This window comes from Nostoc sp. 'Peltigera membranacea cyanobiont' 232 (assembly GCF_002245985.1).
In the GTDB taxonomy this organism is placed as follows: Bacteria; Cyanobacteriota; Cyanobacteriia; order Cyanobacteriales; family Nostocaceae; genus Nostoc.
Genome location: NZ_NOLK01000026.1, coordinates 37,822 through 54,596, shown reverse-complemented (window position 1 = coordinate 54,596; position 16,775 = coordinate 37,822). Strand labels below are relative to the sequence as shown.

Here is a 16,775-nt window from a genome sequence, read left to right as displayed (position 1 = left end):
AAGCGTTACAGACCTCTTTTGATCGCAATGACACGAGTGCAACTTGTTTATCCAAAAATTCCAGATAGCAAAAATTGTCCTTGGGAACGCTGCATAGCTTTTGAGAAATATGATGGTACAAATCTTCACTGGGTTTGGGAATTGGAACTTGGGTGGTATGCCTTTGGTACGCGTCGGGATCGGTTTGATTTAGATGATATGGGAATTGCACAATTTAACAAAGCGCATCCAGGTTTAGAAGAAGCTCCTGAGATTTTTAACAGAGACTTTGCTAATCCTTTACAAAGAGTATTTCAAGAAAATTTAAATTATCACTATCCAGAAATTACCGTATTTACAGAGTTTTTTGGGACTAACTCCTTTGCAGGGATGCATCGAAAGGATGACCCAAAACAACTGATTCTCTTTGATGTACAAACTGAGAAATGTATTATTGCTTCCGAACGATTTATCCGAGATTTTAATTACCTAAACATCGCACAGGTTGTTTATCGCGGTAAGCTAACAGGTCAATTTATTGATGATATTCGAGAAGGAAAATATGGTGTATCAGAAGGTGTTATTTGTAAAGGAGGTGGCAGCGATAGTAATAACGGATGGATGGTGAAAATTAAAACACATGCTTATATGAAAAAATTACAGCAAGCTTTTAAGGATGATTGGAAGACATATTGGGAATAAAGCAAATTGCACTATCCATTTTCCCTATTCGTACAAAGGTGAATTTCTATTGCTTCCGTCCGTATGCATAAAATTTCTTCTTTCCCCCTGCTCCTCTGCACCCAAGAGGCTCAATAATTTTCCTTATCAAGCGTGCCATTCGGTTCAGAGTCAATTTCACAATCTTAATTTATGTAAAAAATTTTTACTGCGGAACCGAATGCCGTGTTTTAGCCTAGTCATCGCCCACAACTCACACAGCCAAATCGTGGGCTTGTAGCAATCGGCTCGATATGCGATCGCAATTGGTGTCGATTCGCTTCCCAAGATTATCGCCGCAGTTTCGAGTGCCTGGGTATTGTTCATCGCGCTGGCGAGATTCTTCAATGCCATGCCCATGAGTCGTAAGCATTCTTGGGCATTTTCTTTAGGAGGTTCCTGGGTTAGCGATCGCAAAAAGGGGATGCTCTCAGTTGAGCGATCGCTAAATGGTATAGTTGCAAATAGGAAGTCAATCCCATCATTTTAGCAGTTAATTTTTTTCGTTCTTTATTTCTGCTAAAATCTTGTCAAGTCTATCGTTTGCGTCCTTAGCAAGTTGAATACAACGTACACTTGAAACCAAACCTCCAGCAGCAGCAATAGTTCCTTCTGGAATTTTATTTGACAAAATTAGCCCAGCGCCTACAAAGCCAATAAAGAAAGATACTGTGGTGGCAATCAAGGACAGATTAAAACTGTAACGTGCTTGGCGCAAGCGTTCTTGGGTAATGAACAGTTCGATTGTGGAATGAGAACTAGGAGTTGGTTCGTTATTCATGGATTATGCAGAGGATTTAAATTTCATACTTCCGATCCGTTTGGTTTCATCAACCGCACCCTCAATATTCAGCATCTGGCAATACATAACTTGGCTACGACCTTAAAATCTTAAGATTCAATACTTCTGCTTCTAGTTCATAGTAATGCCAATCAAACTAAGATAGTTTCGGCATCCTAGTGTATTGCAATACATTTCAGTCAAAGTCAAGTATATTGTAGGTTGGATAGAGCGAAGTGCAAAACACTAAGCTTCGCATAGGTGGAATTTTATTGCTCAATTCAACCTACATGGATATTGATTTTTAGCCTTAACTGAACGGTATTGAATCATTAGCCATCTATGAGATGCCGATCAATTTATTTTTTTAGTAAAGACTCAATAATTATGGCGGTGGCAAACAAACATATTAGAATAATAGTCAATTTTGCCAACAAGTCTGCAATCACAGGTAACAGCATTTGAGTCACACCCCCTAATCCCAAAATACTAGAAATAACAAAGGTAATCGCCAAGCCAAATACAAACAGTAGCAGGTATTTTAAAAATCTTGAAGCTAACCGAAATAAGAAGTTATTTTTGTTTTCTTGTTGAGTTTTCATAGTTATGCTCTCCAAAAATTTGCTAACTTTTTCTATCAATCAATTACCCCTTAAAATATAAGGCAGGAAAAGTTAGATAAACTTTTCCTGCCTTGTAAAAATCACATTTATCATGGCTAGGGGTTGCACATTTTCGACTGTATTTTCTTCGTATTGCTATTGGTTAGTCGTCACAACTATACCTAAGCTTTACTTATTTTTGAGAAGAATATCTAATTATTCAGTTGTTTGCTGATACTTATTCAATTGTGTTAGAATTTGGAATTCACTTGTAGAGTAATTCGATTTCTTCTCGTCCATCAACCACTTCTGTAAATCCTCGTTATTGATGACATATCGATAGTGGGTAGAACCCATGATAGTCACCACAATTTGACCACGCTTAATTCGTTCGCTTTTTATTTCTATGTGACCGAATCCAGTCTCATGCCAACAAGTAAGAAGAATTACCAGCAGCCGAGTTACAATTCTGTCAACTTCATTCGCTTCGCTAGTTTCTCTGGGCATAGTTACGCAACCTTATGCTATACCAGTGCTAGACTCTCAGTTAAAAATTACAAATGTGTCAACCGTTCAATTGCTAAAAAGAAAGGTGTCACCTTTGCGAACAAGAATCTACCAGGGGATTTGCTTACATGATTGAGTGGGCAGTTTTTAATTGTGTTTTTTCAGGAACCAACTGTCGTAATCTGTGACAACTGCCTCATGTATAGAACTATCTCATACCGATCCGATTACTGTCAAGCAGTTAAGTGAGAAATTTTATTTGTATGGCTATAGTCAAATACGCGAGCAGAGTGTATATTGCTCAAAGCTTTTTGGTTAAAGGCTTTGAGCAATCAGCACGTTACTATATTCCACATTCCCCATCAATTGAGGATCTCAAAAAATCAAGATTTCCGTACAAGTGACAAGTGTCACAAAAGCTTTTAGATTGTAAGCTATTCTTAGTCACTAAATCGGATGTTAGGTGGAAAGCCGCCAAACGATATGAATCAACAACAGTTGAATGAAACCTTCGATAAACTAACGCCACGTCGCCAAGAGGTGTTGCGTTTAGTTTTGGCTGGGGAGTTAGACGAAGCGATCGCTCAAGTTCTGATTATTCAGCCAGCGACAGTCAGAAAGTACCTAGAAAGACTATATAGAGCATTTGATGTCACTAAAAAATCCGAATTAGTCACATTATTTGCTAAATACAAACCAGAACTCATCAACGGAACCTCTCATCAGATAGTTCCTGTGGCTGAGAAAAGCTCCTCTAACAGCAAACAAGATTTAGGAGAAGCGCCGGATACTGTCACTTTTTACGGACGTACCGAGGAATTAGCTACTCTCCGACAATGGATCGTCAACGAACAGTGTCGGATTGTGGGGTTGCTGGGAATGGGTGGACTGGGAAAAACCGCTTTATCCGTGAAATTAGCGGCACAATTAAAATCAGATTTTGATTATATTATCTGGCGTAGTCTCCGGGAGGCTCCCAAGTTAGAGACAATACTGAATGGGATCATTAAATTTTTGTCGAATCAAGAAGAAATTAATCCTACAGGTAATATTCATGAAAAAATCACACAGCTGCTGGAACACTTGAGGTCTTCCCGTTGTTTATTAATTTTAGATAATTTTGAATCAATCCTGGCGGATGGCTCCCATGCAGAACAATACCGTGATGAATATCAAGACTATAGTATTTTAATTCAGAGGATCGGGGAATTACACCACCAAAGTTGTTTAGTATTTACAAGTCGGATCAAACCGAAAAAAATTGCTATGCAAGAAGGTGAAAATTTGCTAATTTCTTATTTACCACTCCAAGGTTTAAAAGATTTAGAAGTAATGAAAATCTTGGAGGCTAAAAAACTTACTGGTACAGACCAGGAAATACAAAAACTAGTAAGATTATACAGTGGTAATCCTTTAGCCTTAAAAATAGTCTCTACTTTTATTCAAGATTTATTTAGCGGGAATGTTTCGGAATTTTTATCTCAAGAAATTACCTTGACACCATTTGTAGGGATAGAAAGTTTATTAGAGCAGCAATTTACCCATCTGACAGAACTAGAACAAGAAATTATGTACTGGTTGGCAATTAATCGAGAGCCAATATCTGCTATGGAGTTATTTGAGGATATTACCGAAAAACCGATATATTTTGATGTGATTAATGCCTTAGAGAACCTGAAACGATGCTCATTAATTGAAGCCGTTGATGGTAAATTTACCCTGCAAAATGTCGTATTGGAATATATGACAGGTATTCTGATTCGGCAGGTAAGTAAAGAGCTAAATTCTGGACAGACGCAATTTTTTAATAGATTTGCTTTATCCAAAGCTACTGCCCAAGACTATGTAAGAAATAGCCAGATGCAATTAATTATTAAACCAATTGCTAAAAATATTAATGACTTAGATACAAAACTAGTTAAATTCCTAGAGGAGCAAAAGCAAAAAATTAGGGATTTACCTAAAGGATATCTTGTGGGTAATATTTTAGATTTATTACGCTATCATAACTACAATTTATCTGGGCTTGATTTATCCAATTTCACGGTATGGCAGGCATATTTAAGAGGAGCAGATTTACGTGATGTAAAATTTGTTAATGCAGATTTAAACAAAACACGGTTTACAGAGTCCTTTGGGATTGTTTTAGCAGTGGCGTATAACTCGAAAAAATCGATGATTGCCTTGGGTGATACTAAAAGTGAAATTCGCCTCAGAGATGCTAAAGGTCATCAACTTTTAACTTTAGAAGGCCATACAAATTGGATTAGATCGGTGGCTTTTAGTCCTGATGGAGAAATCTTAGTAAGTGGTAGTGACGATAAAACCGTCAGATTATGGAATACCACAACTGGTCAATTTTTGAGATCGTTACAAGGACATAAAGAAAGAGTCTGGTCAGTAGCATTTAGCCCAGATGGAAAAACAGTAGCTAGTAGTAGCGAAGATAAAACAGTTAGATTATGGAATGTTCATACTGCTGAATGCTGGAAAATTCTCGAAAAACATACTCATTGGGTACGTGAAGTTGCTTTTAGTCCAGATGGCAAAATTTTAGCTAGTGGTAGTAGTGACAGGACAGTAATTTTGTGGGATGCACACACAGGAAATTACATAAGAACTCTGGAAGGACAACATACAGCGCGGGTACGTACAGTTGCCTTTAGTTCTGATGGTAAGATTTTAGCCAGTGGTAGTGATGACCATACCATTAGGCTCTGGGATATTCATAGCGGCAAGTATCTCCAAACTTTACCAGGACATACGCAAAGAGTGCGATCGCTAGCATTTAGCCCAGAACCAAATTCTCACATTTTGGCTAGTGCCAGTGAAGACCATAAGGTAATTTTGTGGGATATTGATGCTAACAAACGCTACCGGACTTTATCAGAACATACAGAAAAAGTTTGGTCTGTTACCTTTACCGATCCTGAAGGTAAAACTTTAATCAGTAGTAGCGATGACAAAACTGTGAAATTTTGGGATTCTCATACAGGTGAATGTCTCAAAACTCTTCAAGGTTACACAGATTGGGCTTGGTCTCTAGTTTTTCATCCTAGTGGTAACATCTTAATTAGTGGCAATGACGATAAAACTATTAAACTCTGGAACTTAGATACAGGTGAAAGTAAATCTTTGGCAGGGCATACCAATAGAATACGCGCAGTTGCCTTGAGTCCCGACGGTAGTACGATTGCCAGTGGTAGTGACGACCAAACTATCAGATTATGGGATACTCAAACTGGTCAACATCGCAAAACTTTAGTAGACCATTTCGATCGCATTTTGACTGTGGATTTTAGTCCAGATGGTCGTTATTTAGCCAGTGGTGGCGATGACAAAATATTAAGAATATGGAATATTCGTACAGGTGAATATCGCCAAACTCAAGAGAATCATAAAAACTGGCTCTGGTCTGTAACTTTTAGTCCAGATAGCAGCATCTTAGCTAGTGGTAGCGAAGACTGCACAATCAAATTGTGGGATGTAGATACAGGTAAATGCCTTAAAACTCTCTTTGGTCATGATGGATGGGTACGGTCTGTACGTTTTAGTCCAGATGGTAATACCCTTGTGAGTGGTAGCGAAGACCACACGATTAAGCTCTGGGATGTAACTACAGGTAAGTGTATCCAAACCTTGAAAGGAGAAACTGGTTGGGTGCGGACTGTGGCTTTTAGCCCTAAAGGTCGTTTTGTCGCAAGTGCAGGGGGAAACTCAATCATTGAAATTTGGGATATCAAAACCGCTAAACTCTACCAAACTTTGACCGGACATCAAGAAAGAATCTGGTCTATAGTCTTTAGTGCTGATGGTCAAACTCTTGCTAGTAGTAGTGAAGATGGCACTATTATACTTTGGCATACAGAAACAGGAGAGTTGAAAAAAACACTTAGGTCTCCCAGACTCTGTGAAGGGATGGATATCACAGGTGCAGTGAATCTCACAGAAGCTCAAATTAAAACTTTAAAAACCTTAGGAGCAAAGAAAAACGATGAGTAGAAGGTCTCGAAAGGCGTTGATTGGCATTACAACCTACGGTCGGCAAGAAGCATTACCGTTTTCTTTGCCAAGTGTTTATATAGATGCAGTCCGCGCCGCCGGTGGTACTCCCATATTATTACCACCAGGTGAAGCTGACCCGGCGATATTATTAGAGCCTTTGGATGGTTTAATCATGTCCGGTGGTGGAGACATTAACCCCGTGTGGTATGAAGGTTTAGATCATCCCAGCATTTATTCTATAGATAGCGATCGCGATGCTTTTGAATTGCAATTAGCCAAATATGCTATGCAACATCATTTACCTGTGTTAGGTATCTGTCGAGGTTTACAAATTCTCATCGTTGCTTCTGGCGGTACTCTCATTCCCCACGTCCCAGAGGTTTATGGTAATTCAGTATTACATCGGATAGATCCTGAACCTGGAAAGCGTTTACCCACAGAACATTTAGTCAAAATAAATGGAGAAAGCCGTCTAGCTAATATTGTTCAGAATACTCACATATCGGTAGTTTCTTGGCATCACCAAGCAGTACACAAAGTCCCAGATGGTTGGCGTGTTGTAGCCCATGCCCCAGAAGATGGGGTAATTGAAGCAGTGGAACACGAACATCACCCTTGGGCAATTGGTGTGCAATGGCATCCAGAGCTTTCAGTTAACGATCCCCATCATGAAAGAATTTTTCAAGCTTTTGTTGAAGCCACATATATTGAACAAAATTTATTAGCAGCGTAAGGGAACTCCAAAAAATAAATTATTCAATTTGTCTACTCAACTAGACTTCTTTCTTCCTTGTCTCCCTTGTCTCCCTTGTCTTCCTTGTCCCCCTTGTCCCTCTGCGACGGAATATTTTTTTACTTGGAAATCCCTAAAAGGAATTAAAGATTGGGGAAGGTGGGGGCCTCTCTGGGGATAAGGGAATTGGGTGAAAATTTCCCTCGTCTCCTTCATCCCCCAAGTGAGAATTACAGTAAGATGCGCGGATGAGGATGAATGTCTTGCAATAAATTATTTAATCCAGACCAAAATTGATCTAACGCCATAGCCATCATGTTTGCACCCTCAATTGTGGGAATAAATAATTGTGGTGATTTATTGAGAGTAATCTTGGTCAATTCTATTGCTTCTTGAGCGTGTCTTTCTTCAACACCTTGGTCAAAACATTCGGTAAAATATGGCTCTTGTTTAATAAATGGAAAACAATCAGCTAGCGCATTCATTAATGCTTGCATCCAATCATAAGCAAACATTTCAACTACACAGAAAGGGCCTAGAGACTGTGGATAAATATTATGCACTAAAGATACAAAATTGGCAGTAGTAGGATCTAAATATTTTTGTAATTCATCTAAACTGCCAAACTCTTCATCTGGGATAGTCAATTTTGCTCCCAAATTAGCAAAAGCTTGACTTAATTGATAATGGTGAATCCCACCATTTTGCCAACTATCATCGTCACTAATAATTCTGAGCTTCCGCTCTCTAAGCGCGGGACTATTTAAGTGCGGTATAAAGTAAACCATGACACGAGTTGCATGGCAGGCTGCTTGGTATCTGAGGTAAATTTCTCCTAATAAATCGGGAGAACGAAGTTGTTCTGGTGGTAACAGAGCTAGACGAGAGAAAAAAGGATGTTTGGATGGCAGATATGCTTGGTAAAGCTCATCTAAAACATCTTGAAATATTTGTTCAATATTTTGAGTTTGCATAAGTAGAAAGGCGTAAATAATTAAAGGTTTGTAGTGAGGACTAAGAATTTATTCATCTTTAAAGTAATTAAGGGAAAAATATACTCTCGTGTTAGAGTATAAATTACTATTAGGATTTGGGTCAGGGTGATTTTTGGGGTCAAATTGTTCGCTAAAACAAACCGATTGCGCCTTGCGATCGCAATTGTTTTTAGTCTAAAAATGCCTAGACGCGCATCAACCCCACGACTTTGGGCGCATCAACTCGCAAACTCATTTGCTCACAACGCACAGTTAACCAAGGCTGACCTAAACCTATGCCAGAAAAAGGACTTTCGGTGGGGATTTCAAGGTTAGAACCAATCAAACCGAATACAGACTCAAATTTAGTAGGGAATATCAGCAAATCAGCACCCTTGACGCTGAAACAAGAGGCACTTAATCCCTGTCTCCATGCCAAGCTTTGTTGATTATACTTAAAACTACACAGCTTCTGGTTTCCCTGATGTACAGTCACATGCTCTCCTTGCTCCCAGGTAAACTGAGCTATTTCCTTTGGTAGTCCCCAAATTTCTCGACCGCCAGCCACCGAATCAGCATTATCTACATAAATGTGAGAAATCCAACCGCCGATTTTTCTCTGGTAATTAACCAAAGCTGGGGCAATAATTAACTCACTATACTCCAGTGCCGAGCCTGACCCGTAATTAGATAAATACACGCTAGCGACAGTTTTACCAAGCCATACAGAAATAATTTCTAACTCTAAGGGAATCAAAGGGCGTACCAGGTCAATATTTACCAAATGCAGAGTTTGAATAGCGTAGCCTTTAAGTATCCAAGGTGCTTGTGGATATGGCATAAGGGAGTTAGGAGTTGAGAGTGAGAAGTTATATCATATCCGGCAAATTACTTGTGATATGTCATTGCGAGTGCAACGAAGTGGAAGGAAGCAATCGCAAGGCTTTTGGGATTGCTTCACTTCGTACCCTTCTCCTTTGGAGACGCTACGCAAACGGGAACGCCAAGGGCGAACGCAATGACAATTGTTTAACCGGACATGATATTAGGAATAAAGTTAAGAATTCGCAATATTGTTTGTCCTAATTCCCGTTTCCAACTAATCCGATTTAACCCAATCGGTAGGGTTTCACGCTTGGAAGGAACTCAAGCCTCTAGCGAAACAGTTATCGTTTCCAACTAATCCGATTTCACCCAATCGGTAGGGAGTTCGTCTAGGAACCTCTACCCAGTAGGAGTTTCTGTTACAAAACCTCTTCAACGATCCTAAAACCTAGATAACATAATACTTTAGCGGAGATGCTGGTTCTTAACTACCAATAACAAAAAAATTCCCACCCAGGCATTTACCAGGATGGGTAATATAATACGGGACAAAATAATCTTCCCGAAAGAAGTAGGGTAATTATTTACTCTCTGTAAAATCAGCGTCAATTACATCGTCGCCGCTACCAGAGGTAGAGCTAGAACCACTATCTTGAGGTTCAGCACCAGGTGCAGCACCCGCACCAGCTTGTTGATAGATGTTGCTACCAACGGCGAATAGAGCTTGTTGCAATTCTGGGGTGAGCTTTTTGATTTGCTCGTCGTCTTCTTTAGCAACTGCTTCCCGCAGTTCTTTCACCAAACCTTCGACTTTAGTCTTGTCAGCATCGGGAACTTTATCGCCCAATTCTTGTAACTGCTTTTCAGCTTGGTATGCTAAGGAGTCGGCTTGGTTCTTGCGTTCAATCTTCTCACGCTTGTCTTTGTCAGATGAAGCGTTTTGTTCAGCTTCTCTTACCATCCGGTCAACATCAGTTTTATCCAGGGTGGAAGCGCCAGTTATGCTGATGGACTGTTCTTTACCAGTACCTTTGTCCTTAGCGGTGACGTTAAGGATACCGTTAGCGTCAATATCGAACACCACTTCAATTTGAGGAACGCCACGTGGTGCAGGAGGAATACCATCTAGGCGGAAGGTTCCCAAACTCTTGTTGTCGTTAGAAAATTCGCGTTCACCTTGAAGGACGTGAATTTCTACGTTGGTTTGACCATCCACTGCGGTGGAGAAGACTTCCGATTTCTTGGTGGGAATTGTTGTGTTGCGGGGAATAATTTTGGTCATCACGCCGCCCAATGTTTCAACACCCAAAGAAAGCGGTGATACATCTAACAGCAAGATGCCAGTGACTTCATTATTCAGTACACCTGCTTGAATCGCTGCACCAATTGCTACGACTTCATCAGGGTTAACACTTTGGTTGGGTTCTTTACCCAATACCTGCTTCACAATCTGGTGGACTGCGGGAATTCGGGTAGAACCACCAACTAATACCACTTCATCAATATCGCCTTTGGTTAACTTGGCATCCCGGAGAGCGTTTTCTACAGGGATACGGCAACGGTCGATTAAGTCAGAACAAAGTTCTTCAAATGTGGCGCGAGTCAGGGTTGTATCCAGGTGCTTGGGGCCATCCTGGGTAGCGGTGATAAATGGTAGGTTAATTTCTGCTTGGGTAACGCTAGAAAGCTCAATTTTGGCTTTTTCTGCGGCTTCAGTCAGACGTTGTAAAGCTTGTTTGTCTTTGCGTAGTTCAATGCCTTCGGCTTTCTTGAACTTTTCAGCTAAGAAGTCAACTATTTTTTTATCAAAGTCGTCACCACCAAGGTGTGTATCCCCAGATGTGGCTAGTACTTCAAAAACTCCATCTCCTACTTCCAGCACGGATACGTCGAAGGTACCACCACCAAGGTCAAATACGAGAATGGTTTCGTTACTCTTCTTGTCAAACCCATAAGCCAGAGAAGCAGCAGTCGGCTCGTTGATAATCCGCAGAACTTCAATGCCGGCAATTTTCCCAGCGTCTTTTGTCGCTTGCCGTTGGGAGTCGTTGAAGTATGCAGGAACAGTGATTACAGCTTGGGTTACAGTTTCACCCAAGTATTTGCTGGCATCTTCAACTAGTTTGCGAAGAACCTTTGCAGAAATTTCTTCAGGAGCAAACGGTTTACCAGCTATCGGACAATCTAATTTGACATTGCCGTTGCTGCTGAGAACTTTGTAAGAAACTTCAGTTGCTTCGTTACTTACTTCATCGTAGCGGCGACCGATAAAGCGTTTGACTGAGTAAAACGTATTTTCGGGGTTCATCACCGCTTGGCGTTTGGCGATTTGGCCAACCAAGTTGTCGCCATTTTTCGCAAATGCCACTACTGATGGCGTTGTCCGAAAACCTTCAGCATTAGCAATTACTGTAGGTTTACCACCTTCCATCACTGCCACGCAGGAGTTCGTTGTTCCTAAGTCAATTCCAACTACTTTTGCCATTTTAGGTGCTGGCTCCGTATAACTACAAATGAATGAATGAGAATAAAAAGGACTAAATTTTGAACCAACAGGTCAATAAATCAGCCAATTCAGCATGAATACCTTTGATTTGGCTTTCCTGGGGTTAAAACTCCAGACTATGCTGATATATATACTGAAGCTTAGTGGTAGCCAGTCCATGAAGGGTGGTTTCCCGAACCTTGCTTGGGACGGTTAAACTAACTAAATTGTGTTTTTAGTTGGTTCATGGATCAATTTGCCTTCACTGTGTCTAATGTATGAGAATTAATACTTTCAGTAATTAGGGTGAACCGTAACGTCAGAGTGGTGTTTGCCGTCTTTAGAGGTAATAAACTACAGAAGTACTGAGAATTGGGGATTGGAAATTGGGGATTGGATAAAATAGGACTCAGCACTTAGCAGTTACTCAAGTCGAGAGAAAAGAGTTTCCCAATCAATTACAGGGGGTCTTTGTCCCTGGTTGACTAGTTCAAAAATTTTTCTGGAAGTACTTGACTGAAAAAGGCATTCCACGCAAGCGTTTGCTACATCAATCCGGCTGGTATCACCTGAAAGTGTATCCCCAGTGCCTACGACCACACCGTATTTACCCCCTGTTTTTGCCTTTAGCAGTGTGTTGAGGTCGTATGAGGTATAGGGCCCGTCAATCAAGCGTCCTGGACGGATGATGGTGTAGGGTAATCCTGAATTAATAATGGATTCCTCGCCCTTTTGTTTGGCATCCAAGACACCAAAAGCATTAAGAATACTAAAAGGAAACTGATTTTTACGGAGAATTCCACAGGAAGAGACGAAAACGAATCGCTTCAAATTTCTGGGTGCTGCTGTAACTAGGTTGCTGACACCTTGGGCATCGACCTTTGTTGGACTATTCTTTGCTTTTGCTTCGCTAGATTTAGGGTTAAGGAAAGTGATTCCCCATTCAAGCAAGTTTGGGGTTTGGTCAAACTCCCATCGCGTAGAGGGAAAGGCGGTGGTTCCAGCACAACTGATGATGTGGGTGACATTTTGCGTTGCGCCTGGGAGTGTAGCTGGCTGACGGATGTCACCAACGGCGATTTCCACTCTTTGGTTAAACATTTCTTTGGCTTTTGCGGCATTGCGTGTCAGGACGCGAACTTTCCAACCCTTGTCCAGGAGTTTGCCTACTACCAGTTGCCCTACTCCACCAGTAGCACCAGCAACCAGTACCAAATCTTCGACTGAAGTTTCAAAAGAAGTCATAAATTGCCTTTGAGATAGTCTATTTTTAATCTACTCAAAAAATGCGATCGCGTTGGCGCAGCCTCTCGTAGAAAAGCAAAGCTTGCCGTACTTCTACGGGGAAGCAAGCTACGCGAAGTGTGCCAAGATAGACCGAGCTTAAAGATTTGCCTAATAGCTGTTGACTTTGTAGCTTTCAGGCACACATGTGGGAATTTTAAAATCAGGGCAAACTCCCCAAAACTGGGTACGCACTTGAGGTTTCGAGCAAGGAATGAAAATTAGTCAAAAATTAATTGCGGGTATTTTAGGAATGGCTACTCTCTCAGTAATTGTTGGTGCGATTAGTGCTCATCAACAATTGAAGATAGCTAAGTATCTTGCTCAACAAGAGGCTGAAGAGGTTGCTGGACTACTGGGATATTTCGTAAGTAATGAGCTTGAATACCACGAAATGCGATCGCGTAAGGAAATGCTAGCCCACTTACAAGAGCATGTTCAATCGCTACACAAGCAACGTCAGCGCGATCTGGAGATTGTAGACCGTAATAAAATCATTTTGGCAGATGTAGTTGCAGAAGACATTGGTACGCGATTAGATCGCGATCGCAATAATGAAGTTGGTAAAACTATTCAAGATGATATACCCAGAATATATATTGAGGTCAGTCCTGAGTACCCACAGGGGATTCAATTGATTGCTGTTGCTTTTAAGACTAGCAAAGGTGAAACAATTGGTGCAGTCATTCTAGAATATACACCACTTTATAAAGCAGCACTAGCAACAGCCGAAAAAAATATTGTTGTGACATTGGTCATCAGTTTGGCTTGTGGCATCCTGGCATTATCAGCAGGCTATTTGATATCTATAAGTATCTCAAAACCGATTAAACAACTCCAGCAAGCTTTGCTATATCTGGCTGAAGGGAAGCTGGATACCAGAGTTAATATTCACTCTCAGGACGAAATTGGCGAGTTAGCTACCTCGTTGAACAAAATGGCGGACGATTTGCAACATTCCAGAGATAAGTTAGTCAATGCTAACGAACAATTACGAGATGAAATTACCGATCGCCAGCAGGCAGAAGTAGAACTTCAGCAAGCTCTGAAAGACCTGCAAAAAACCCAAATCCAATTAATTCAATCTGAAAAGATGTCCAGTCTGGGTCAACTAGTTGCGGGAGTTGCCCATGAAATCAACAATCCGGTTAATTTTATCTACGGCAACCTCGAATACGCTGATGATTACACTCAACAAATGTTGCTGTTAATTAAGCTTTATCAAAAATACTACCCCTATCCAGAGCCAGAAATTCAAAATGCTAACCAACTGACCGATATTGATTACCTAACAGAAGATTTGCCTAAGATATTAACCTCAATGAAAATAGGGGCTAAACGCATCCGAGAAATTGTTCTCAGTCTCCGAATCTTCTCTCGTTTGGATGAAGCTGAGTTCAAAACAGCCGATCTGCATGAAGGAATTGAAAGTACTCTGCTAATTTTGCAACACAGAATCAAAGGACAAAATAATCGCCTTCAAATTCAAGTGGTTAAAGAGTATGGCGAAATGCCTAAAATCCAGTGTTTTGCAGGGCAAATGAATCAGGTATTTATGAACCTCTTGACAAATGCAATCGATGCTTTAGAAGAGGCTTTCCAAAAAGAACTTTGTCCAAATCCCTTGATTCGCATTTCTTCTCAACAGGTAAATGAATTTGCCGTGATTCGGATTGTTGATAATGGATTAGGAATTCCAGAAGTCATCCAGTCGCGCTTATTTGACCCTTTTTTCACTACGAAAACAGTTGGTAAGGGGACTGGTATGGGATTATCGATCAGCTACCAGATAATTGCTGAAAAGCATGGTGGATCTTTAAAATGTATTTCATCACCAGGACAGGGTGCAGAGTTTGCGATCGCAATCCCGATTCGAGCCGGCAAATCAGCACAATATCAATCTGCGATCGCCATCATTGGGTAACAGGGTAAATATAAGGGTTTTTGAAAAATAAGTGCGTAGGCGTAGCCCGTCGTAGACATCGCCATATAGGGGAAATTGCGCCCGAATTGTTCGGTTCTACCACTTTCAATAGTACACAAATGGCTATAACCTCGTAGGTAGTAGTGAAATGTCTACCTTAAGACGCTGTTAGTCGCTCTTGAATTAGGGGGTGAAAACCTGTGTACGAATGGATATTGCCAAGTCTAAACGAAATCTTAACTGAAAATCAATCAAGTGTGGCTGAATGTTCGCCTGGTAAAGCAGAGCGGCAGTGGCGTGTCAGCCTGGCTGCGACAGAACATTTGCTATTAAATACTTTAGCAGGTACTTCAGTTGACACAACCCAAGGATTAGTTTTAGCTGCACCCGCACCCTTATTTAGTCAGCCAAAACTGACTCAAAGCTTACAAACAGTAACTTTTACGGCAAAACCATTTAATCCCTTGGCACTGATGCCATTTCAGATGCCAGATAAGATGCCTGGGTTGGACTACGCCAACGCATCTATAAATGAAGAGGTCGCTCCTCATGAATCAGTACTTCCTTTATTACCTGCCGATCCGCTAGGGACAGAGCAGTTTTGCTTAGTTTTTACAGATAAATTTAGATTAGCCCTGGTTTTAGCAACCCACAAAAACGGTAAAAAAACCTTTTCATTTTCTTTTGAGCCAGAAGTAGTACAGCAAGCTTGGCGATCGCTAGGAACCAGGGTAATGCTGGCTAATCCAGAATTTTTTGCCCATCTAGATGCATTAGTAGAACAGTATTCCCCGGTAGCACCAGACTACCGCATCATGAATCAGTTTAGTCAGTTGTTGCTTCAGGAATTAACAGAAGCAGAAGAGACTAGGGAGTGGGGAATAGGAACTAGGGACAAAGAAGACAAAGAGAATAACCCATGTTCAATGTCCAATGCCCAATCCAAAAATCCTGATGTAGAATTGCTTCAAGCTTTCGCTCACGAAGTCCGCACACCTTTAACAACGATTCGCACGATGACCCGTCTGTTGCTGAAGCGGCAAGACTTAGATCGCAGCGTGGTCGATCGCTTAAAAGTTATCGATCATGAGTGTACTGAGCAAATAGACCGCATGGAGTTGCTATTTAAGGCAGCAGAACTAGAAACTACAGCCTCTACAAAATCGTCAAAAACTCAACTCACACCGATGTCTTTAGATCAAGTGTTGCAGCAAAGCATTCCCCGATGGGAACAAGCAGCACATCGGCGGAACTTAACTTTAAATGTTGTTTTACCCCAGCAACTACCAACTGTGGTCAGCAATCCCATGATGTTAGATCAGGTACTCACTGGTTTGATAGAGAATTTCACTCGCAGCTTACCTTCTGGTAGCCATATTCAAGTACAAGTTATCCCGGCTGGAGATCAACTGAAGTTACAATTATCCCCCCAATTTGGGTGCAAAGATTCGAGTAAAGCCGCTACACCTGCAACGCCACCAATTCGCAAAGCCCTTGGTCAATTGCTGATGTTCCAGCCAGAAACGGGTACGATTAGTTTGAATATCGCCGCAACTAAGCATTTGTTTCAGGCGATCGGTGGAAAATTGATTGTCCGCCAGCGTCCACACTATGGGGAAGTATTGACGATTTTCCTTCCCTTAGAAGTTAGCAATCAACATAAATCAGGAGCAAAAATCTAAGAGTGAAGATTCATCAACTATTTTTTTAAATTATAAATATTCACCTAAACTAACGTGAGTTAAAAAGACTTCTCCTTGCTTTGAACTAAATTTTAAAGCAAGGAGAAGTCTTTTTATGCGGATAAAATATAATCCATCGAACTCACATGAAATTAAACAGTAATTAAAACCTCTAATATCATGTCCGCCAAATTACCGCCGTAATCCCAAAAACTTCTAGCTAATAATTATTGGTAAGCAGGGGAAAAGAAGGAATTAAAAACTAATTGTTCAC

Annotated in this window: 13 protein-coding genes; 5 read left to right on the top strand and 8 right to left on the bottom strand. The window is 40.8% G+C overall.

The window, feature by feature from the left end:
* Positions 1–27 precede the first annotated feature (27 nt).
* The gene (locus tag CDG79_RS11620; protein ID WP_094342275.1) at positions 28–681 is read left to right on the top strand and encodes an RNA ligase family protein; all 654 of its coding nucleotides are present in this window, start codon (positions 28–30) and stop codon (positions 679–681) included.
* Positions 682–837: 156 nt separating this feature from the next.
* Here the strand turns inward: CDG79_RS11620 and CDG79_RS11615 are convergent, their stop codons facing one another.
* The 4 genes from CDG79_RS11615 to CDG79_RS11600 form a co-directional block, all read right to left on the bottom strand.
* Positions 838–1,116, bottom strand: a complete 279-nt coding sequence (locus CDG79_RS11615; protein ID WP_094342274.1) for a hypothetical protein — start codon at positions 1,114–1,116, stop codon at positions 838–840.
* A gap of 76 nt (positions 1,117–1,192) precedes the next feature.
* Positions 1,193–1,480 (bottom strand): TRADD-N-associated membrane domain-containing protein, encoded by a 288-nt coding sequence (locus tag CDG79_RS11610; protein WP_094342273.1) that lies wholly within the window; start codon positions 1,478–1,480, stop codon positions 1,193–1,195.
* A 359-nt stretch (positions 1,481–1,839) separates the two neighbouring features.
* The gene (locus tag CDG79_RS11605; protein ID WP_094342272.1) at positions 1,840–2,082 is read right to left on the bottom strand and encodes a hypothetical protein; all 243 of its coding nucleotides are present in this window, start codon (positions 2,080–2,082) and stop codon (positions 1,840–1,842) included.
* Positions 2,083–2,298: 216 nt separating this feature from the next.
* Positions 2,299–2,589, bottom strand: a complete 291-nt coding sequence (locus tag CDG79_RS11600) for a hypothetical protein (protein ID WP_223278104.1) — start codon at positions 2,587–2,589, stop codon at positions 2,299–2,301.
* A 483-nt stretch (positions 2,590–3,072) separates the two neighbouring features.
* Here CDG79_RS11600 and CDG79_RS11595 point away from each other — a divergent pair, with 483 nt between their 5' ends.
* Together CDG79_RS11595 and CDG79_RS11590 are read left to right on the top strand one after the other, a co-directional pair.
* Positions 3,073–6,591 (top strand): eIF2A-related protein, encoded by a 3,519-nt coding sequence (locus tag CDG79_RS11595; protein ID WP_094342288.1) that lies wholly within the window; start codon positions 3,073–3,075, stop codon positions 6,589–6,591.
* On the top strand, positions 6,584–7,327 hold the full coding sequence (locus CDG79_RS11590; protein ID WP_094342271.1) for a gamma-glutamyl-gamma-aminobutyrate hydrolase family protein: 744 nt from the start codon (positions 6,584–6,586) through the stop codon (positions 7,325–7,327). Before CDG79_RS11595 ends, CDG79_RS11590 begins: the two co-directional genes overlap by 8 nt.
* 230 nt (positions 7,328–7,557) lie before the next feature.
* On the opposite strand, the gene CDG79_RS11585 is transcribed toward CDG79_RS11590, so the two are convergent.
* The 4 genes from CDG79_RS11585 to CDG79_RS11570 all read right to left on the bottom strand — a co-directional run bounded on the left by CDG79_RS11585 (position 7,558) and on the right by CDG79_RS11570 (position 12,856).
* On the bottom strand, positions 7,558–8,301 hold the full coding sequence (locus tag CDG79_RS11585) for a hypothetical protein (protein WP_094342270.1): 744 nt from the start codon (positions 8,299–8,301) through the stop codon (positions 7,558–7,560).
* A 205-nt stretch (positions 8,302–8,506) separates the two neighbouring features.
* Complete coding sequence (locus CDG79_RS11580; RefSeq protein ID WP_094342269.1) at positions 8,507–9,142, bottom strand: acetoacetate decarboxylase family protein; 636 nt, start codon at positions 9,140–9,142, stop codon at positions 8,507–8,509.
* Positions 9,143–9,706: 564 nt separating this feature from the next.
* Positions 9,707–11,611: a molecular chaperone DnaK gene (gene dnaK / locus CDG79_RS11575; RefSeq protein ID WP_094342268.1), complete on the bottom strand. Its 1,905-nt coding sequence runs from the start codon at positions 11,609–11,611 to the stop codon at positions 9,707–9,709.
* Positions 11,612–12,034: 423 nt separating this feature from the next.
* Positions 12,035–12,856, bottom strand: coding sequence for an SDR family oxidoreductase (locus CDG79_RS11570; protein WP_094342267.1), 822 nt, complete (start codon positions 12,854–12,856; stop codon positions 12,035–12,037).
* A gap of 253 nt (positions 12,857–13,109) precedes the next feature.
* Here CDG79_RS11570 and CDG79_RS11565 point away from each other — a divergent pair, with 253 nt between their 5' ends.
* Complete coding sequence (locus CDG79_RS11565; RefSeq protein ID WP_094342266.1) at positions 13,110–14,819, top strand: sensor histidine kinase; 1,710 nt, start codon at positions 13,110–13,112, stop codon at positions 14,817–14,819.
* Between the two features lie 200 nt (positions 14,820–15,019).
* Positions 15,020–16,501 carry a sensor histidine kinase gene (locus CDG79_RS11560; RefSeq protein WP_094342265.1) on the top strand — a complete coding sequence of 494 codons (1,482 nt, stop codon included), beginning with the start codon at positions 15,020–15,022 and terminating at the stop codon, positions 16,499–16,501.
* The last annotated feature ends 274 nt before the right edge of the window (positions 16,502–16,775 follow it).

Excerpts from the sequence above, each read along its gene's own strand:
- CDG79_RS11620 (WP_094342275.1), top strand. The coding sequence starts at position 28 with ATGACACGAGTGCAACTTGTTTATCCAAAAATTCCAGATAGCAAAAAT.
- CDG79_RS11610 (WP_094342273.1), bottom strand. The coding sequence starts at position 1,480 with ATGAATAACGAACCAACTCCTAGTTCTCATTCCACAATCGAACTGTTC.
- CDG79_RS11605 (WP_094342272.1), bottom strand. The coding sequence starts at position 2,082 with ATGAAAACTCAACAAGAAAACAAAAATAACTTCTTATTTCGGTTAGCT.
- CDG79_RS11600 (WP_223278104.1), bottom strand. The coding sequence starts at position 2,589 with ATGCCCAGAGAAACTAGCGAAGCGAATGAAGTTGACAGAATTGTAACT.
- CDG79_RS11595 (WP_094342288.1), top strand. The coding sequence starts at position 3,073 with ATGAATCAACAACAGTTGAATGAAACCTTCGATAAACTAACGCCACGT.
- CDG79_RS11590 (WP_094342271.1), top strand. The coding sequence starts at position 6,584 with ATGAGTAGAAGGTCTCGAAAGGCGTTGATTGGCATTACAACCTACGGT.
- CDG79_RS11585 (WP_094342270.1), bottom strand. The coding sequence starts at position 8,301 with ATGCAAACTCAAAATATTGAACAAATATTTCAAGATGTTTTAGATGAG.
- CDG79_RS11580 (WP_094342269.1), bottom strand. The coding sequence starts at position 9,142 with ATGCCATATCCACAAGCACCTTGGATACTTAAAGGCTACGCTATTCAA.
- dnaK (WP_094342268.1), bottom strand. The coding sequence starts at position 11,611 with ATGGCAAAAGTAGTTGGAATTGACTTAGGAACAACGAACTCCTGCGTG.
- CDG79_RS11570 (WP_094342267.1), bottom strand. The coding sequence starts at position 12,856 with ATGACTTCTTTTGAAACTTCAGTCGAAGATTTGGTACTGGTTGCTGGT.
- CDG79_RS11565 (WP_094342266.1), top strand. The coding sequence starts at position 13,110 with ATGAAAATTAGTCAAAAATTAATTGCGGGTATTTTAGGAATGGCTACT.